Raw genomic sequence first — 18,603 nt, forward strand, 5'->3', positions numbered from 1 at the left:
GCGCCTGCTCCCGCGCCCCCCCGGCCCGCCTCGCGGCGCGCCCGCGCGCGCACGCCGCGCCGCCCCCCCCCGGCTCCGCTGTGTTCCGGGCCGGAGACACCGGACTCCCTTGCGGTGAATCCGCGCGTGGCTTGGCGGTCGGTGTGGCGTGGCCGCTCTAGCGTCCCTTCCATGAGCAATCCATCCACCGCGCGGTACCGGGAAGTCGGGTTCGAACTGAAGACCTGGCGGGAGTCCAACGATCTGACCTGCCGGGAGCTCTCGCGGCAGACGGGACTGCCGTTGTCGAGTCTCTCCTTCTACGAGAACGGCCGCCGGGCCATCTCCGCCACCGACGCGGCGGTGTACCTGGCCATCTGTGGTGCGCCGAGAGCCGAACGCGAGCGCATCATCGACCTGACCGCGGTGCCGAACGGCGATCTGTACTGGGTGCGGCCGTACTTCGACAGCCTGGTCGACCCGCTGAAGTCGCTGATCATCCAGGAGAACCTGGCCCAGGCGATCGCCGAATACGAACCCATGAGCATTCCTGGCCTGCTTCAGACCGAAGGCTACGCGCGCGCGGCCTTCGAGGCGAGTCAGGCGGTCGCAACGGATCGGATCGATCGGCTGGTCGGCGCGCGGATGGACCGGCAGAACCTGCTCGAGAAACGGAATCCGCCGCACTGCACCTTCTACGTGCACGAGCGTGCCATCCGGGAGGGGGTTGGCGGCCCGGCGGTGATGCACGAGCAGGTGCAGTACCTGACGCTGGCGATGAACCTGCCGCGTTGCTCCCTCAGGCTCGTGCCCGAGTCCTTGCCCCGGTTCCGTGCGTTCCCGACCCCGTTCCGGATGATGGACTACGACGACCATCCGGCGCTTGCCTACATCGACGTGTACGTGGCTGCCCTGTTCATCGACCATCGGCCTGCGGTGGAAGCCTTCTATGAGGTCGCGTCGAGCCTGGAGCAGGGCGCGTTGAGCGAGACTGAAACGGCCCGCCAGCTTGCACGGTACGCGAGTGAATACGAGCGGATGCAGGGCTAGGATGACGGACTGCGTGTTGCTCCGTGCAGAGCTTGCCGGTACGACGACAGCGGTGGTGCAGTCGCTGCGCGAGCGGTGATCCCGGCGTTGGGGCGGTTTCATTGCGATTTCATCGGCCGTCATTAGCGTCTCGCCGCGAACAGGGTGTCCATAACTGAATCGGGGCGCGGATGGCGGGACAGGAGTCGGTGTGGGGCTGGATGTGGGTCTACCCCAGCAGCCGTCGCGAAGACGGGCTGGAAGTGATCCCGTACTTCGAGGCGTTCCCCACGCAGGAGCAGGCTCGGGCGCATCTGCAGCGGCACCTGGACGGCGCGTTGCCGGACGCGCCCGCGGCGAAGGCCGCGCCCATGCTGCGGGTGATCCGGCCAGGGGCGCCGGTCGTCGTGCGGTGCCCGCCCGATGCGTGGATCGTCTTCGAGGTCCCGGCAGGGACCACAGTGGACAGTGAAGCGGCCGCCTACGTCGACCGGAACCGGGATGCGCTGGTACGCGGATTGAGTTCCGGGAGCGGCGCGAGTGTGCTCAAGCGGGTCCGGGACAACGCACTGGTGCTCGTGGTCGCCGTGGCCCTGTTCGGGCTGGCGGTGTTGCTCGGGCCGTTCCTGCTGATCACGAGTCTCGTGGACAGCGGCGCGTCGCCCAGCTGCGACGGCCGGACGATGAGCCCCGGCGACGTCTGCCAGATCCCGCCCGGTCGTAGTGACAGTGGCGTGTTCGACTACCAGCAGATGCTCGAACGGGCGCAGTCCGGCAACACCACGGCGGTGCTGCTCGGCCTGGTGGTGACCGCGGTGGAAGTGGTGCTCGTGCTCGTGGTGGCTCGCCGCCGGATGCGCGAGCGGGCGAAGGTCGGATAGGGGGTCGGTGGTGACGGGGCCGGACATCATCACGAGCGCTTCTGGGGCTGTTCTGGATCAGGCCAAGCTGAGCCGGGCGATCGAGACCACCACGTGCACCTGGACCGAAGCCGCGCGCGACATGGAAAGCTATCTGGCGACTCAGGTAGCCGACGCCAGTCACACCGAGGTCATCGGGCCGTTGCTCGACGCGGCCGATGGTAGCGGCGTGGTCCGTTTCGGTGGCAGAGAGGTGGCCACCTGGGGTGACCCTTCGAGGCCCGAAATGGCGTTCAGCGCCACGAAGAGCGTCGCGTCCGTGGTGGCCGGAGCCGCATACGATGCCGAACTGCTCGTACCTCATCAGCCGGTACACGATGTCCTCGGCCTGCCCGAGTTCGCCGAGGGCGCGGCACGGGACATCACCTGGGAACACTTGCTCCAGCAGACGAGCCAGTGGGAGGGCACGCTCTGGACCAAGCCGACTTCGGCTGACCTGCAGAGCTTCCGTGAGGGCACCGAGGTCCATGGGACTCCGCCAGGGGAGGGCTGGGCCTACAACGACGTCCGGATGAACCTGCTCACCTACGCTCTCACCGTGCTGCTGGGGCGTTCGCTCGAAGACGTATTGCGAGACACCGTGATGAGCCCGCTCGGCGCGTCATCGACCTGGTCCTGGCACGGCTATCGCAATTCGTTCGTCGACGTGAATGGCACGTCGGTCGCGGTGGTGAGCGGCGGCGCGCACTGGGGCGGCGGCCTGTTCGTTTCCGCCGCCGATTTCGCACTGCTCGGCCAGCTGTATCTCGACGGCGGCCGGGCCGGCGAGCGGCAGCTGATCAGTGCTGAGTGGATCCGGCGTTCGTGGTCGCCGTGCGAGGTCAAACCCGAGTACGGCTACCTGTGGTGGTTGAACGACGAGCGCAAGCCCTGGCCGATGGCGCCGCGGACCGGGCGCGGTGCCCGGGGGAACGGGGGCAGGCATCTGTTGTGGGTCGACCCAGCCCGTGACCTCGTCCTGTGCTCACGCTGGAACGAGAACATCGGACGCCTGCTCGCCGAGGTCTCGGCGAGTGTCACTCCCGCTGCGGCCTGACTCCGGCGTGGTCGACGGGTGCCCGACCAGATTGGCAAAGCTCTTGGTGTCGGATCCTGGGTGAGCCGTTCGTGGAGCAGGTGAGCGGCCGCCACGAGGGCGCCGCCACGAGCACAGGAGACGAGATGTCGCACCCGGAACCCGTCGCCCGCCGCATGTACGACCTGATCGAGCCGATCGGTCTGGTGCCCTACCTCGCCGAGGGCTCCGACGACGACCTGATGGCGCTGGGTCTGCGTAACCCGTGGGACGCCTACTTCGCCGGGCGAGCCGCACCCCTCGGCCGGTCGGTGCCCGCCGAGGTGGTCCACGCGATCTTCTACAGCTTCGCTCCCGGCGAGGTGGCACGGCACATCCCGCGGGTCTGGGACCTGACCACGCCCGAGGCGGCGCTGGCCGCTCGCGAGCGTGGCTGCGTCGCGGCGATGCGGCGGATCCTCGGTGACCTCGCCGATGGCCCCGCCATCGCGCGCGCCGCCGATCTCCTGCTGCGAGCGGCGACCAGCGCACCCGTCGAAGGACGCCCCCTCTATGCCGCGCTTCGCGCGCTCCCGGTACCGCAGGAGCCGATCGCCCGGCTGTGGCACGCCGCCACCCTGCTCCGCGAGCATCGCGGCGACGGCCACACCGTCGCTTTGGTGGCCGAGGGCGTTGGCGGGACCGAAGCTCACGTGCTCCACGCCCTCTCCGTCGACATGCCCGCGCACAAGTTCGGCCGGGTCCACCATCTCCCCGCCGCACAGCTGAACGCGGTCATCGACGGCATGCGCACCCGCGGCCTCGTCGGGGCCGACGGCTGGCTCACCCCTGCCGGGCGGGCCACGAAGGAACGAGTCGAGGCACTGACCGACCGGCTCGCGGAGGCGCCGTACAACGCGCTGAGCCCTGCCGAACTCGACCACCTCACCACCGACCTCGCCCCCGTCTCGGCCACTCTCCAGGCCACCTATCCCTGGTAGCGGTCGCCGTAGAATCCGAAGCCAGGTAAGATTCGTGGTGTCGCGAAAAACGATGTCCCGCAGCGTTGCTCGCCGGACATCGCGCACACATCGATGCAGGACGGTTCCGATCGGTGAGCGTCTCCATGCCGAGATCGGGCGTCCCGCCCGCTCCCGGTGTCGACCGCAACCGAGGAGCGCACCATGCAGAAGACCGTCACCATCGTCGGAGCAGGACTGGGCGGGCTGACGCTCGCCCGGGTACTCCAAGCCCACGGCGTCGCCGCCACGATCTACGAGGGTGAGGCGTCGGCGACGGCGCGCGCCCAGGGCGGTCTGCTCGACATCCACGAAGAAACCGGGCAGGTCGCGCTCCGCGCGGCGGGCTTGTACGACGAGTTCCGCGCCCTGGTCCGGCCAGGCGAGGACGCCAAGCGCGTCGTCGACCGCCACGGCACGATCCTGCTCGACCGGCCCGCGGACCCCCGTTCGGCCCGCCCCGAGGTGGATCGCGGTGAACTCCGGCGCCTGCTCATCGACTCGCTCGCCCCCGGGACCATCCACTGGGGCCACAAACTCACCGCGCTCCGGCACCACCCGGCGGGCGGCTTCGACCTCACCTTCACGGTGGGTTCCACCGTCCGCGCCGACGTCGTCGTCGGTGCGGACGGCGCCTGGTCGAAGGTCCGGCCGCTGCTCACCGAGGCCCAGCCGCGCTACAGCGGCACCTGCTTCGTCGAGATCGCCCTCGCCTCGGGCGGAGACCACCGGGCGAGCGTGGCCACGATCGGCGGCGGCACCCTGATGGCGGTCGCGCCGGGCCAGGGCATCATCGCCCACCGCGACGCGGACGGCGGTGTGCGCGGTTACGTAGCGCTGAACAAGCCCGAGGAGTGGATGCGGTCGATCGACTTCGGTGACCCGGCCGCCGGTCTCCGCCGCCTCGCCCACGAGTTCGATGGCTGGTCGCCGCTGCTCACCGCGTTCGTGACAGGCAGTGACGCGGAGCCGTGGCTCCGGCCGATCCACGCGCTCCCTGTCGGGATCAGCTGGGACCGGGTGCCGGGCGTGACGCTCGTCGGCGACGCCGCGCACCTGATGTCGCCCTTCGCCGGCGAAGGCGCCAACCTCGCCATGTACGACGGCGCCGACCTGGCGCGCGAGCTGGCCGGGCAGCCCGACGTCGAGACCGCGCTCGCCGCCTACGAGAAGCGGCTTTTCCCCCGCAGCCACGAGATCGCCGCCCAATCGGCGCACAATCTCGAGACCTTCTTCGGCCAGGAGGCGCCGAACAGCGTGGTCAGGCTGTTCGGACGCTCTTGAGGGCGGGGCTCACGGGTTCTTGGCCTCGACGCCGAAGGCCCGGCCGAGAGCGATCAGTCCTTCGTCGAGGTGGCTGAGGCTGGAGAGCACAGCCCGGGTCTCGGCGTGGTCGATGCGGTCGGCCACCGGGGTGCCGTCGTCGCGGATGAGCGGTTTGACCGTCTTTCCCGGTTCGCCGACGGCTTCCCGGATCTTGTCGATGTTGGCGAGCAAGCGTCCGGTGAACAGTTTCAGCCGGTCGGCGACGGGGCCGGTGAGCTGGCCGGGTTCGGCGCGGGCGGCGACGTGGCGCGCGCGGAAGGCGATGGTCTCGGCCGTGGTGAGGACGTGCCAGCCGTAGTCGCGGCGGGCGCTGTGCAGATTGACGGGGTGGGTGAGCGGTTCGACTGTCGTGCGGAGGGTGTCGACGTCGCGGTCGATGTCGCGGGACAGCTCGACGATGTTGACGTTCTCCTCACCGGACAACAGTTTCTCGGTCTTTTCGAGGAACTCGTGGAGGTCGTCCAGCACAGTGCCGATGTCGTCGAGCATGACCGAGCGGGTGCGGACCGGGAGGATGACGAGTGCGGCGAGGATGCCCGCGGTAGCGCCGACGGCGGTTTCGGCGACGCGGATCCACAGCACTTCGAGGCTGAACGTGCCGAGCAGGCTGTAGAGCAGGCCGAGCATGCAGGTGATGAAGAAGGACATCACCACCTGGGACACGCGGGAGGTGTAGACCATACCGAACACGCACACCAGGATCAGCGTGAGCGTGGCGGGGAGGTTGCCGCCGACGAGCAGGGCGAGCAGCATGCCGCCGAAGATGCCGATGAGGGTGCCGCCGACGCGCCGGGCGCCCTTGACGAAGGTGGCACCCGACGACGAGGTGCCGATGAACACGACGAACACGGTGAGCACGGCCCAGTACCAGCGTTGATGCGAGACGAGTTCGCCGCCGAGCACGGCGAGCCCGCCGCCGATGACGGCCTGGATGGCGCTGCGCGTGCGGTTGTCGTAGGCGAACGCCGGGGTGGGCTCCTCGGCCTCGTCGGGGTCGTATGGACTGTCCAAAGTGGCTTCTCGCTCGGCTGCGCGCTGGGCGCGGTCGTCGGCGAGGGCGAGTTCGGCGATGGCGCGGCGGACGCCGTCGCCGGGTTTGGCGCGTTCGTCGATGCGGCTGCCTTCGACGAGCATGCGGCTGTACTCGCCGGTCTGGCTGATCAGCGGGAGTTCGCGGGGGTCGCGTTCCATCAGCGCGCGGAAGCGGGCCAGGCGGGCGATGAGGTCGTCGCGGGTTTCCTCGGTGAGGTCCTTGCTGCAGGTGCGCTGGACGGTGATGACGAGCCATTGGACGGCGAGTTCGACTTCGATGGCGCGGCGGCGCAGCCTGCCGGCGACCTCTTCGCCGACGACGTCGGGGGCAGAGTCCTCGATGAGCAGGACGCATTCGTGCAGGCGGTTGTAGGCGGTGCGCAGTTGCTTCCTGGTGCGGTCGCTGCCGTCGACAGCTAAATAGGCCTCGCAGCCGCGGACGACGGTGGCCAGGCGGGCACGGAAGGCGCGTCGGACGCGGAGGAGTTCGGCGTCGGCGTTGCGGCGCAGGGTGACGAACCGGACCAGCGCGTTGGCGGCGATGCCCACGGTGAGCGCGAGCAGGACTTCGGGGACCTGCTTGATGTGGGTCTGCAGGAACATCGCGAAGAAGAACAGGAAGAAGCCGACCGAGCCGAGTGCGATGCCGCGGGGCCCGAAGCGCTGGGCGTAGACGGCGAAGAAGATCAGCACGACGATGAGAACGCTGTTGAGCGGCGGCATCGTCGCGCCGAGGCTGGCGATGGTGACGGTGGCGGCGCCGGTGACCCAGGCGAGTCCGAGGGTGACGGCCTGGGCTCCGGGGGTGGTGTCGTTGACGGTGAACGCGGTCGTCATCGCGGAGATGGCACCGACGAGCATGATCGTCAGCGGCAGGTGGACGGGCAGCAGGGCGAGGATCGCGATGACGATGCCCAGCACGGCGGACAGGCCGACGCGGAGCCGGACCAGGCCGGGGTCGGACGCGGTGATGCGGTCGTGGAGATTTCTGATCATCGGGCGAGGAGCTCCCACTGGGCGAGGCTGACGTGGCGCCGGGTCGCGGCGGTGACGCGCAGCCGGTAGTGCGGGTGTGTGGCGGGGGTGCCGAGGACGAACGGCCGGGTCTGGCGGCGCCAGCGGAACAGTTCGTCGCGTCGTTCGTCGAGGGTGGTCCAGTGGTGGCCGTCGGGTGAGCCTTCGAGGACCCAGGCGCGGGGATCGCCCGCGCCGAGGCCGGAGGTGAGCGTGTACATGACGAGTTCGTGGTCGGGATTGTCGGGGGTGAATGCGATAGTCGGGGTGGCGGTGCGGAAGGTCGTCTCGGTGCGGGAGGTGTCGTCGAACAACGGCGTGGTGTCGCCGTGGGCGGAGCGGGCGGTGCCGGTGAGGTCGGTCAGCGGGGCGGGATCGGCGGGCGGCGCGGGTGGCCGTCCCCAGCCGGTGGGAGAGGTGGTGAGGTCGAACTCGAGGACGGCGCCGCGGGTGAGGGCGGCATGGGCGACGGTGGTGGTGTCGCAGGGTTCGCCGTCGAGGGTGAGGCCGCTGACGTAGCAGGTGTCCGCGGTGTTGCCGGGGGCACGGATGACGAGGTCCTTCCCGTTTTCGAGGTGGATGATGACGTTACGGAACAGGGGGGCGCCGAGGGCGTAGCGCGGGCTGCCGACCGCGAGCGGGTAGAAGCCGAGCGCGCTGAAGACGTACCACGCGGACATCTCGCCGTTGTCCTCGTCCCCGCAGTAGCCCTGGCCGAGGTCGCTGCCGAGGTAGAGCCGCCGGAGGATCTCGCGGACGACGCGCTGGGTTTTCGTCGGCGCTCCGGCGAGGTTGTAGACGTACGGGATGTGGTGGGACGGCTGGTTGGAGTGGCCGTACTGGCCCATGCGGACGTCGCGGGCCTCGGTCATCTCGTGGATGATCCCGCCGTACGAGCCGGGTTTGCGCCCGGTCTCGGGCGTGGCGAAGAACGTGTCGAGCTTGGCTTCGAGCGCGGCGTGTCCACCGTGGAGCGCGGCGAGCCCGGGGCCGTCGTGGGGAACCGAGAAGGCGGTGTTCCAGGAGTTGGTTTCGGTGAAATCGCCGCCCCAGGCCTCGGGGTCGTAGCCGTGGGCGGGGAAGTGGCGGCTGCCGTCCCGGTTGCGTCCCTGGAAGAACCCGACCTCCGGGTCGAAGTGGTTGACGTACTGCTGGGCGCGCTGACGGAAGTAGGCCGCGTTGTCGGCGTACACCCGGGCGCGGTGCCCTTCGCTTTCACGGGCGAGGGCGTCGGAGAGGTTGGCGAGGCCGAAGTCGTTGATACAGCCTTCGAGTGCCCACGACAGTCCTTCGTGGACGGACGTGGGCGTGCAGCCGAGGAAGAGGGACCGGTCGAGTCCCTTGCGGCCCACGGCCTGGGTCGGCGGGGTGACGGTGGCGTTCTTCACGGCCGCGTCGTAGGCGGTTTCGACGTCGAAGCCGCGGACTCCCTTGAGGTAGGCGTCGGCGAAGGCGACGTCGGAACTGGTGCCGGTCATGAGGTTGGCGTAGCCGGGGGAGGACCACCGGGAGATCCAGCCGCCTTCGCGGTACTGCTGGACGAACCCGTCGATCATCCGGCCGCAGCGGCGGGGCGTGAGCAGGGCGTAGGCGGGCCAGGTGGTGCGGTAGGTGTCCCAGAAGCCGTTGTTGACGTACATTTCACCGTCGACGATCTTCGCGCCGGTGCGGGTCCGGGTGCTGGGCAGCAGGCGGCGGATGACCGGGCTGGCGTGGCGGATCCCGTTCGGGGTGTTCTCGTGCGCGATGTTCGGGTAGAGGAACAGGCGGTAGAGATTCGAGTAGAACGTCGTGAGCTGGTCCTCGGTGGCGCCCTCGATCTCGACGCGGCCGAGTAGTTCCTGCCACTGTGCGCGGGCCTGGTCGCGGACGTGCTCGAACGTCGTCCCGGCGGGGATTTCCAGCGCGAGATTGCGTTTGGCCTGCTTGAGACTGATCAGCGAGGTCGCGATCCGCAGCGTCACCGCGGGCGCGTCGAACTCCAGATAGCCGGTGACGGTCCGCCAGGGCGGACGGCGGATCTTGCCGCCGTGGCGGGCTGGGATGTCGGTTTCGGCGTAGACGAACATGCGGCGCGCGCCGGCCGAGAGCCTGCTCCGCACCCAGGTGTGCCCGGTGACGACCCCGGTCGCCGGGTGCAGGCGCAGGCCGCCGCGGTTGCGGGCGTTGTCGAACAGCAGCCAGCCGCGTTCGCCGGGGAAGGTGAAGCGGAGGATCGCGGCGTGCTCGGCAGGGGCGAGGTCGGCGGTGACGCCGTTGTCGAACCGGACACCGTAGTGATGCGGCCGGTCGGTCTCCTCGTCGTGCGAGAACGTGAGCGCACGCTGCTTCCGGCCGGGTTCGACCGGGCCGATTCCGGGCATGATCTGGAAGGTGTGCCGGTCGCCCATCCACGGGCTGGGCTGGTGGCTGAGCGCGAAGGCCTGCAGCGCCGGCCGGTTTTCGGGCGTGTTGTGCCGGTGGTAGGAGTAGATCCAGTCCGTGGCGCCGGCGTCGGTGACCGGGGTCCAGAAGTTGAACCCGTGCGGCACCGCCGTCGCGGGGAAGGTGTTGCCCCGCGAGAACTCGCCGCTGGAGTGCGTGCCGCGGGTCGTGCGGACGTGGTCCACCTGCTCGCGCGGCTCGATCACCCGCTCGGCGATACGGACGTCGTCGAGCCAGCCGCACGGTTCGCCGTCCCCGGGCGGCGGCGCGGTCACCAGCGTGATCCGCCGGGCACGACGTCCGGCGAAGGCGCCAAGGCGGTGGCGGACGAGGTTCCACTGACCGACGTAGAGCGTCTTTGCGTCGCCTTGTTCGGTGGCCGAGAACCCGGCCGTGGCGCCGTCCTCGAATTCGACGTCGAGTGCGACGTAGGTGCTGCGGTAGCTGGGTCCGTCGTCCGGCTCCGGGAAGACCACATAGGACAGTTCACTGTGCTCGGTGACCTCGAGGTCGAGGTCGAACAGCGTCGTCCAGAGCGTGCCGGCGTACCTGAGCGCGCGAGCCCCGGTGTAGCCGACGCCGGTCTTCGCGGTCGGGGAGCGTTCCGGCCCGGCGCCGACGCGCAGGGCCGGGTCCACTGGCTGCGGATCACCCGACTCGAAAGAGGAGAAGAACCCGGTGACCGTCACCCGCTCACCGTATCCGCCGTTCGGCCGAGTCGGCATGCCAAGGGCGGTGGGCGGCGCGTCACCGCCCCCGGCCGGGCCGGAGTGTCCGGTGGACGGAAAGATGTTGATGAAGGAATTTCGAGTTTCTAGGATCCGGCTGGTGTCCTTCACCAGACCCGAACCGCCCTACTACGCGGTGGTCATCAGCAGTGCTTTGAGCGGCGAGGATCCCGACGGCTACGCGGCCATGGCCGTGCGGATGGCCGAGCTGGGCGCGCGGCAGCCGGGGTATCTCGGGCGCGAGTCACAGACCGGCGCCGACGGCAGGGAGCTCACGGTCCTGTACTACCGCGACACGGAGTCGATCACCGCGTGGCAGCGGCACACCGAGCACCTCGAGGCGCAACGGCTCGGCAAACAGCGATGGTACGCCGACTACCACATCGAGGTCGCCAGGGTGGAGCGTGCTTACGGCTTTCAGCGGTCCTGATCGGGGCGCGCCACGGTGGCCGTGAGGTCCTGAAGGCTCGCGAGCGTGGTGGCGTGGGCGGTCCGCTCGGCGTCGGTGAGCGGTATCTCGCTCGCCTGGTCGAGGAACGGGCGGGCGGCGGCCGGGTCGCCGGTCCGCACGGCGAGTTCGGCGCGGTAGGCCAGCGCTTCCAGCAGGTCGCCCGGCAGGGCCGTCTCCTCCCCGGCGCGGCGCAGTGCGTTGTCCAGGATTCGCGTGGCCTGTGCCTCGTGGCCTCGGGAATCGCCCATGACCACGGCATTCCGGAGGGCCTCGGCGAGCTTGTTCCCGGCCGGTGCCTCGTCGGCGGGATCGGCCTTGGCGGCGAAGATCCTGATCCAGTTCCCGCCGGGGTCGACGACGGCGAACCCGGACAGGTTCCCGGCGTTCTTCCGCTTACGTGGCCTGGTAATCCGCGGAATCCCGGAGACGAGCAGCTTGCCGTGGACGGCACGCATCCCGTCGGCGAAGGCGCGGAACAGCTCGCCGGTGTCGGGCACGATCACCAGGCAGCTTCCGTAGGAGTCTTCGGGCTTGAAATCGGGCATGCCGAAGAACTGCAGTTGAATGTCCTCGCGCTTCAGCGACACGCACGAGTAGGGGCGGGCCTGGTAGTAGGTCCGGGTGAAACCGAGCATTTCGTAGAACTCGGCGATCTCGTCGATGGACCGGCAGGGCAGCAGCGGCACGGTCAGTTCGTCGGCCATTCGTTCCCCCTTGGCGGTACACCGTACCGTACGGTGTACGCAAGCCACTGTACGGTACGGTGTACGGAAGAGGCAAGGCGGTTCGGAAGGAGACCTCCGCGGTGGTTCGCCGTTCCCCGGCGCCGGATCTGGCGCGCAGCATCTACCTGCTGTGGGGACATCACCCCGCACCCGGCCGCTCCGGCCTCACCGTGTCCGCGATCGTCGCCGCCGGTATCGAAATCGCCGACGCCGACGGGCTCGACGCCGTCTCGATGCGGAAGGTCGCCGAGCATCTCGGCGTCGGCGCGATGTCGCTCTACGGGCACGTCCCCGGCAAGGACGAACTCACCACGCTCATGGTCGACTCGGTCCTCGGCGAGCTCTACGAGGACGGCGTCGGGACCGCCGCGCGTGTCGGCGACTGGCGCTCGGCGATGAAGTTCGTCGCCGAACGGAACTGGTCCCTCTACGAGCGGCACCCGTGGCTGCTCGACATCCGTTCCTCCCGGCCGCACCTCGGGCCGAACATCAGCCGGAAATACGAGACCGAGCTACGACCGCTGGACGGCATCGGCCTGTCCGACGTCGAGATGGACGCCGCCCTGACCCTGGTACTCGGCCACGTCGCCAGTGCGGCCCGCGCGCATCGGAGCACGTCGCGGGCCCGCGCCGACTCCGGGATGTCGGACGCCGAATGGTGGAGTGTCGTCGCCCCGGTCCTCGAGCAGGTCATGACCGACGACGACCTCGCCGTGTCCGCCCGCGTCGGCGCCGCGGTCGGCGCGCACTTCAACGCGGCCGACGACCCCGAACACACGCTTGCCTTCGGCCTCGACACCATCCTCGACGGCATCGAAGCCCGCATCACCACGAACCGCAGCTAAATCCCGGCACGTCAACGGCCCACCCGGAAGAGCGACTCGGACTGCCCTCTATGGATAGTGGGTCAAATACGGGCAAATGCGCGATAACCGGGCTTTTCGCCGCCCTCTTCATCCTTTGTGGACAGTGGTCCTCTTCGCGACTTTCAGCGTGACTGCGCCGTGGGTGCCGAGGGCCCCCTTCGGTGCGCTCGATGCGCCGAGGGACGCCCTGGTCGCATCCAACGCACCCAGGGCGTCCCTCGGCATGTCAGCCGACTACAGCGCCGAGCACTGGCCCGCGGCGGGACCGCGGACGGTGTTGCCCAGCGCGTAGTCGGTCGGCGCGGGCGTGTTGCCCGTGCAGGCCAGCGGACCGCCGATCGCACTCGACGTCACCACCGGGCCCCGGTTGCCGGTCAACGCGAGCGGACCGCCGATCTCGGCCTGCTCGATCGACACCGTGCCGGTGGCGCCGGTGATCGACACCGGACCGCCCACCTTCGTCCCGACCAGCACCACCTGGTCGGCACCCGAGGCCGACAGCGGCCCCGAGATCGTCCCGCCGTGTGCCACCAGGCTCGCGCCCCGCGCCACCGTCACCGGGCCGGTCACCGTCGCGTCCTCCAGGCACGTCGTGCCGCTCGACACCGTGAGCGGGCCCTGGTGGGTGCCGGTGACGGTCTGCGTGCACGCCGCGTCCGGCTTGCCGAGCAGTTCGACCTCGGCGAGCGACGCGGTCCCGCCGGTGGTCGCGGTGACCTCCAGCCGGTAGTAGCTGTAGTGCGCGGGCTTGGCCACCTTGAACGATCGCGTCTGCTGCCGCCAGGCGAACGACTGGTTCTTCTGCTCGTCGGCGACCGCCCACGTCTTGCCGTCGTAGGAACCCTTCAGCACCCAGCCCTTCACGTCCCCGGCGCCCTTCGGCGAGGTCAGCGTGTAGTGCGTGACCGCCTCCTTCGACGACTTGAGCTGGTACTGCACCGCGCCCGTGACCCGAGCCTCGGTCCGCGACGTGTTGTCGAACAACGCCGAGGCGTCCGAACCGTCCGAAGTGGACACCGTGCCCCTGCCGGGCCCGGTCTCGTCGTGCAGCGGCGCCGGCACCGCGTCACCGGTGGTGATGGACTTCGGCGCGTCGTTCGGGCCGGTACCCCACTTCGACGGATTCGGGCCCATGTCGAAGTCGAGCGTCCCGCCCCGAGCCAGCAGATCCTGCGACAGCGACGTCGAGGTATAAGGCTGGCCGTTCACCCTCAGCGACTGGACGTAGACGTTCTTCGCGTTGTTCTTCGGCGCGTTGATCACCAGGTCCTTACCACCGGCGAGGTGAATCGTCGCCTTCGTGAACAGCGGCGACCCGATCGCGTAGTCCGGGCTGCCCATCTGCAGCGGGTAGAAGCCCAGCGCGCTGAAGACGTACCAGGCCGACATCTCGCCGTTGTCCTCGTCGCCCGCGTAACCCTGCCCGAGTTCGCTGCCGCTGTAGAGCCGCGAGAGCGCCTCGCGCACCTTCGCCTGCGTCTTCGACGGCTGACCCGCGTAGTCGTACATGTAGAGGATGTGGTGCGAGGGCTGGTTGGAGTGGCCGTACTGGCCCATCCGCACGTCCCGCGCCTCCCGCATCTCGTGGATCGTCCCGCCGTAGGAACCGGGGAAGTTCGCGGTCTCCTGGTCGGCGAAGAACGCGTCCAGTTTGGCCGCCAGCTTGTCCTTGCCGCCGTAGAGATTCGCCAGGCCCCGACCGTCCTGCGGCGCGGTGAACGCCATGTTCCAGCCGTCGGTCTCGGTGTAGTCCCCGCCCCAGGTGCGCGGGTCGTACTCGGCCTTCGACCGGGTCGGCTTGCCGCTCGCGTTCTTGCCCTGGAAGAACCCGACACCCGGATCGAACAGGTTCACGTACTGCTGTGCCCTGCTGGTGAAGTACTCGTAGTTCTCCAGGTACTCCGCCTTGCGCGGGTCGTTCGCCGGTGCCTCGTCGTAGAGCTTCTTCGACAGGTTCGCGATGCCGAAGTCGTTGACGTAACCCTCCATCGCCCACGAGAAACCCTCACCGGTGGTGTTGGGCGTGTACCCGAGGAAGATCGACTGGTCCAGGCCCTTCCGGCCGACCGCCGAGTTCGGCGGCGTCACCGTCGCGTTCTTCAGCGCCGCGTCGTAGGCCGATTTGACGTCGAAGTTGCGCACGCCCTTGAGATAGGCGTCGGCGAACGCGACGTCGGAGCTGGTCCCGGTCATCAGGTCCGCGTAGCCGGGGGAGGACCAGCGCGCGATCCAGCCGCCGTCGCGGTACTGCTGCACGAACCCGTCGACCATCTTGCCCGCCATGTCCGGGCTCAGCAGCGAGTACGCCGGCCACGTCGTGCGATAGGTGTCCCAGAACCCGTTGTTGACGTACATCTGGCCGTCGACGATCTTCGAGCCGGTCCGGGCCGGAGTGTCCACACCGGACTTTGGCGACACCGGACTCGCGTACTTGTACGCGGGCTTGTCGGCGGTGCCGGTGTTCTCGAAGGCGGAGTTCGGGTAGAGGAACAGCCGGTACAGGTTCGAGTAGAGCGTCGTGAGCTGATCCTGCGACGCGCCCTCGACCTCGATCACCTTCAGCTGGTCGTCCCACGCCCGCTGCGCGGCGTCGCGCACCGAGTCGAACGTCGCCGCCGGGGCGATCTCCTGCGCCAGGTTCTTCTTCGCCTGCTCGACGCTGATCAGCGACGTCGCGATCCGCATGTGCACCGTCTTGCCGGCACCGGCGTCGAACCGCAGGTACCCGGTGACGTTGTCGCGGCCCTGCCCGGTGAGCTTGCCGCCCGCCGTGACCGGCTTGTCGAACGTCGCGTAGACGAACATCCGGCCCGCCCCGGCGGACGCGCCGGTGTCGGTGTAGCCGGACAGCGTGCCGGTCGCGGTGTCCAGCGTCAGCCCGCCCGCGTTGGTGGCGTTGTCGAAGACCAGGCTGGAATCGGTGCCAGGGAAGGAAAACCGGAACATCGCCGCGTGGTCGGCCGGCGCGATCTCGGTCTGGATCCCGTTCTGGAACCGCACGCCGTAGTAGTGCGCCCGCGCGACCTCGTCGCTGTGTTTGAACGGCAGCGCCCGCGCGTCGCGGTTCGCGTCCGGCACCCCGGCGGCCGCGGACGGCATCACCTGGAAGACCTGCCGGTCACCCATCCACGGGCTCGGCTCGTGACTGACACTGAACGCCTGCAACTGCGGGAGATTCTGGGCGTTGTTCTGCGCATGGTAGTTGTACAGCCACCGGGGTGTGCCGTTCTGGTCGGCACTCGCGTCGGTGACCGGGGTCCAGAAGTTGAACCCGTGCGGCACCGCCGTCGCCGGGAAGTTGTTGCCCCGCGAGAACGTGCCGTTGGCCATCGTGCCGCGCGTGGTGAGCACGTTGTCGCTGGGCCGCTTGCTCGCCGGCGGCGTCGGTGTCGCGGAGATCTTGACGTCGTCGAGCCAGCCCTGGAAGCTGCCGGGGCCGTTCGGATTGTCGTAGCCGACCAGGATCCGCGAGATCGTCTTGCCCTTGGCCACCGTGCCGATCAGCGACCGCACCAGGTTCCACTGATTGGCGTAGAGGATCTTGCTCGCGCCCTGGCCCTCCGGCGTCAGCGGGAAGCCGTACTGGTCCGCCGCGCCCAGATCACGCAGATAGGTCCCGTCGGTGAACGCCAGGTCGATCGCGACGTTCGTGCTCGGGTACTTCAGGTCACCGGTGACGAACTGTGGCTGCACCTTGTAGGACAGCTCCGTCGACGCGGTCACCGGGATGTCGACGGCGAAGATCTTGTTGTAGGACCACCCGTGCCCGGCCGCGGACTGGGTGCCCGAGTAACGGAACGCCTTCGCGCCGGTGAACCCCGCGCGGTTCTTGTTCGTGTACCCGCTGGTCGGGCCGCTGTCGGTGAAGCTGCGCATGTTCGGCAGCGGTGGCGGCGCCGGATCGTCGTTGGCCAACAGCAGTTCGGCGAGCTGCAGGATCGGGCCACCGTTGTTGGCGGTGATGTTCAGCCGGTAGAACTTGAACGCCGCGCTCGGCGCCGCGAGCTTGTAGCTCTTCTCCTGCAGCCGCGCGCTGAACGACTGTCCACTTTGCTTGTCCACATCGGACCAGGCGGCACCGTCGTTGCTGCCCTGCAGCGTCCAGTCCTTCGGGTCCCGCTCCGGCACGTCGTTGGCCGAGGTCAGCGCGTAGTGCGTGATCGACGTCGGCGCCGAGAGCGCGACCTGCGCCCAGCCGGTCGGCTGCCAGGACAGCCACTTCGTGTCCGGGGAACCGTCGACCAGGTTCGCGACGACCTCGCCGCCGCCCGTGTTCTCGTTGCTCGCGCTCGTCTCGGTCACCTTGCCCCGGATGTCGCCGGGGATCGAGGTCCCGTTCGCGCCGTCGACCCCCGAGGACCGCGGCTTGCCCGCCGCGTCGGTGTCAACGGTGTCGGCCCACGACGGCTGCGGATCCGACGGTTCGAAGGAGGAGGAGAAATCGGGTGGCTGGGTGTCCGCGGCCGCGGTACCGGCCGCCGGGAGAACGGCCAGTCCGGTGGCGGCGACCACGGCGACCAGGGTCGCGTGGACGGATCTGACGCTTCGGGGCATCGTTGCACCAAGCTTTCTTCCAAGGTCTGCCTGACGCGCCGTGCGGGCGGGGGACCGGCGGCGCGAAGGAAGCGAAACCCGGCCCTGACATCGATGTCAAGACTTCGGGCGCAAACCTGGCCGAAAACGGACAGCGCAGGCCGTGCCCGCTGGTCCGTCGAGGGGACGGCGGGATCAGGCGGAACGCGTCTCCTGACAGTCCGGCGGCCGCGTCGCCGTGCCCCGCCCGGGTGTCGCGCTGCGGAGCGCGAAGAACTGCCAGCAGAGGAAACCCAACGCCAGCAACAGGTAGCTGTTCCCGATCAGATGGTCCAGCGGCCGCCAGGTCAGCTCACGGAAACCCTGCGAGGGCAGGAACGAATGCGGTGCGACGACGAACACCGCGACCACGACCGCCAGCCCGGCCACCGCGCGGCGGCTCCTGGCGCGGGCGGCGAGCAGGACGGTCGCGGGGACGATCCACACCCAGTGATGCGACCACGAGATGGGGGAGCACACGAGCACCGCCGCCGCGTTCAGCAGGAACGCCGTCGGTGCGTCGGCCCGGCGCATGGCCCCCGCCGCGAGCAGCAGGGCGGCCAGGGTCGCGAGCACGACCAGGACGAGCGTGGGCGCCGACGGCAGCCCGAGCCGGTGCACCGCGCCCTGAATCGTCTGGTTGGTGGCGAAGATCGACCCGCTCATCCCCGACGCGCCGGTCAGCCCGCCACCGAACCAGTAGGCCCACGACGCCTGCGGCGCCACCACGAACCCGGCCAAACCCGCGGCCACGAAGGTCACGACAGTGGTCACCGCGGCCCGGAAATCCCGCCTCAGCAGGAAAAACAGGAGAAAACCGGCCGGGGTGATCTTCACGGCCGCGGCCAGGCCCAGCAACACCCCACGCGGCAGGCGGGTCTTCGGCCCCAGGCAGTCGAAGACCACCAGCGCCATGAGCGCGAGATTGACCTGCCCGAACCACAGCGTCTCCCGGACCGGTTCGAAGGCCAGGGCCGCCGCCCCGGCCGAAACCGCGGCGAGCACGGCGGTGCGGCGCGAGGTATGCGGCCGGGCCACGAGGTAAACCGTCGTGCCCAGCGCCGTCAGCGAGATCCCGAGCATCAGCACGGCACCCACCGGCGTCGGCAGCACCGCGAACACGAGGAACACCACCGCCGCGAACGGCGGATAGATGAACGGCAGCGCGAAACCGCCTCGGGTCGGGGGGAGCGGGCCGTAGATGTCTTCGCCGTGCGCCAGTGCCCGCGCGCCGAACCGGTACACCTCCAGATCCACCGGCCACATGGTGCAGACGAGCGTCAGAACCCCGGCGGTCACCACCGCGGCCGCCGCGACCAGGGCGATCACCGCCCACCGGTGGGCGCCGAGCCGATCGAGCCACCCGCGCAGCACTCCGGCGAGCGTCGCCGGGCCTTCTCGTCCCCGAATCACCCCGCGATCATCCCGGTGGGGTCGCGCCGCCGTGTCGTGGGGGCCATCGGCCCGGTGCCGGTCGCTCCCGCGGTGGGCGCCGGGGAACCCCCACCCCCCCCCCACCCACCC

12 protein-coding genes are annotated in these 18,603 nt (G+C 69.4%); 7 read left to right on the forward strand and 5 right to left on the reverse strand.

Going from position 1 to position 18,603, the window contains the following annotated elements:
- Positions 1-171: 171 nt before the first annotated feature.
- From ACFWX1_RS33485 to ACFWX1_RS33505, 5 genes are all read left to right on the forward strand, one after another.
- Positions 172-1,029, forward strand: a complete 858-nt coding sequence (locus tag ACFWX1_RS33485; RefSeq protein WP_378393762.1) for a helix-turn-helix domain-containing protein — start codon at positions 172-174, stop codon at positions 1,027-1,029.
- 170 nt (positions 1,030-1,199) lie between these two features.
- Positions 1,200-1,889, forward strand: coding sequence for a hypothetical protein (locus ACFWX1_RS33490; RefSeq protein WP_378393763.1), 690 nt, complete (start codon positions 1,200-1,202; stop codon positions 1,887-1,889).
- Positions 1,890-1,899: 10 nt separating this feature from the next.
- The gene (locus ACFWX1_RS33495; RefSeq protein WP_378393764.1) at positions 1,900-2,964 is read left to right on the forward strand and encodes a serine hydrolase domain-containing protein; all 1,065 of its coding nucleotides are present in this window, start codon (positions 1,900-1,902) and stop codon (positions 2,962-2,964) included.
- 125 nt (positions 2,965-3,089) lie between these two features.
- Positions 3,090-3,923 carry a MarR family transcriptional regulator gene (locus ACFWX1_RS33500; protein ID WP_378393765.1) on the forward strand — a complete coding sequence of 278 codons (834 nt, stop codon included), beginning with the start codon at positions 3,090-3,092 and terminating at the stop codon, positions 3,921-3,923.
- A 183-nt stretch (positions 3,924-4,106) separates the two neighbouring features.
- Positions 4,107-5,225, forward strand: a complete 1,119-nt coding sequence (locus ACFWX1_RS33505) for an FAD-dependent oxidoreductase (protein ID WP_378393766.1) — start codon at positions 4,107-4,109, stop codon at positions 5,223-5,225.
- A gap of 9 nt (positions 5,226-5,234) precedes the next feature.
- Here ACFWX1_RS33505 and ACFWX1_RS33510 read toward each other — a convergent pair whose 3' ends face one another.
- Together ACFWX1_RS33510 and ACFWX1_RS33515 are read right to left on the reverse strand one after the other, a co-directional pair.
- The gene (locus tag ACFWX1_RS33510) at positions 5,235-7,295 is read right to left on the reverse strand and encodes an FUSC family protein (RefSeq protein WP_378393767.1); all 2,061 of its coding nucleotides are present in this window, start codon (positions 7,293-7,295) and stop codon (positions 5,235-5,237) included.
- A complete protein-coding gene (locus tag ACFWX1_RS33515; protein ID WP_378393768.1) occupies positions 7,292-10,462 on the reverse strand; it encodes a GH92 family glycosyl hydrolase in 3,171 nt (1,056 codons plus the stop codon). Before ACFWX1_RS33515 ends, ACFWX1_RS33510 begins: the two co-directional genes overlap by 4 nt.
- Positions 10,463-10,565: 103 nt before the next feature.
- Between ACFWX1_RS33515 and ACFWX1_RS33520 the strand changes: the two genes are divergently transcribed.
- On the forward strand, positions 10,566-10,895 hold the full coding sequence (locus ACFWX1_RS33520; RefSeq protein WP_378393769.1) for an antibiotic biosynthesis monooxygenase family protein: 330 nt from the start codon (positions 10,566-10,568) through the stop codon (positions 10,893-10,895).
- On the opposite strand, the gene ACFWX1_RS33525 is transcribed toward ACFWX1_RS33520, so the two are convergent.
- Entirely contained in the window at positions 10,883-11,620 is a 738-nt protein-coding gene (locus ACFWX1_RS33525; RefSeq protein WP_378393770.1) for a hypothetical protein, read from the reverse strand. The two genes, ACFWX1_RS33520 and ACFWX1_RS33525, sit on opposite strands and share 13 nt — an antisense overlap.
- Positions 11,621-11,721: 101 nt before the next feature.
- Here ACFWX1_RS33525 and ACFWX1_RS33530 point away from each other — a divergent pair, with 101 nt between their 5' ends.
- The gene (locus ACFWX1_RS33530; protein ID WP_378393771.1) at positions 11,722-12,486 is read left to right on the forward strand and encodes a TetR/AcrR family transcriptional regulator; all 765 of its coding nucleotides are present in this window, start codon (positions 11,722-11,724) and stop codon (positions 12,484-12,486) included.
- A 255-nt stretch (positions 12,487-12,741) separates the two neighbouring features.
- Here the strand turns inward: ACFWX1_RS33530 and ACFWX1_RS33535 are convergent, their stop codons facing one another.
- On the reverse strand, positions 12,742-17,061 hold the full coding sequence (locus ACFWX1_RS33535) for a GH92 family glycosyl hydrolase (RefSeq protein ID WP_378393772.1): 4,320 nt from the start codon (positions 17,059-17,061) through the stop codon (positions 12,742-12,744).
- A gap of 174 nt (positions 17,062-17,235) precedes the next feature.
- Positions 17,236-18,492 (reverse strand): glycosyltransferase 87 family protein, encoded by a 1,257-nt coding sequence (locus tag ACFWX1_RS33540; RefSeq protein ID WP_378393773.1) that lies wholly within the window; start codon positions 18,490-18,492, stop codon positions 17,236-17,238.
- Positions 18,493-18,603: the final 111 nt, after the last annotated feature.

Origin of the sequence: Amycolatopsis sp. NPDC059021 (assembly GCF_042739895.1) — a bacterium.
In the GTDB taxonomy this organism is placed as follows: Bacteria; Actinomycetota; Actinomycetes; order Mycobacteriales; family Pseudonocardiaceae; genus Amycolatopsis.

Excerpts from the sequence above, each read along its gene's own strand:
- ACFWX1_RS33525 (WP_378393770.1), bottom strand. The coding sequence starts at position 11,620 with ATGGCCGACGAACTGACCGTGCCGCTGCTGCCCTGCCGGTCCATCGAC.
- ACFWX1_RS33515 (WP_378393768.1), bottom strand. The coding sequence starts at position 10,462 with ATGCCGACTCGGCCGAACGGCGGATACGGTGAGCGGGTGACGGTCACC.
- ACFWX1_RS33490 (WP_378393763.1), top strand. The coding sequence starts at position 1,200 with ATGGCGGGACAGGAGTCGGTGTGGGGCTGGATGTGGGTCTACCCCAGC.
- ACFWX1_RS33485 (WP_378393762.1), top strand. The coding sequence starts at position 172 with ATGAGCAATCCATCCACCGCGCGGTACCGGGAAGTCGGGTTCGAACTG.
- ACFWX1_RS33505 (WP_378393766.1), top strand. The coding sequence starts at position 4,107 with ATGCAGAAGACCGTCACCATCGTCGGAGCAGGACTGGGCGGGCTGACG.
- ACFWX1_RS33510 (WP_378393767.1), bottom strand. The coding sequence starts at position 7,295 with ATGATCAGAAATCTCCACGACCGCATCACCGCGTCCGACCCCGGCCTG.
- ACFWX1_RS33535 (WP_378393772.1), bottom strand. The coding sequence starts at position 17,061 with ATGCCCCGAAGCGTCAGATCCGTCCACGCGACCCTGGTCGCCGTGGTC.
- ACFWX1_RS33500 (WP_378393765.1), top strand. The coding sequence starts at position 3,090 with ATGTCGCACCCGGAACCCGTCGCCCGCCGCATGTACGACCTGATCGAG.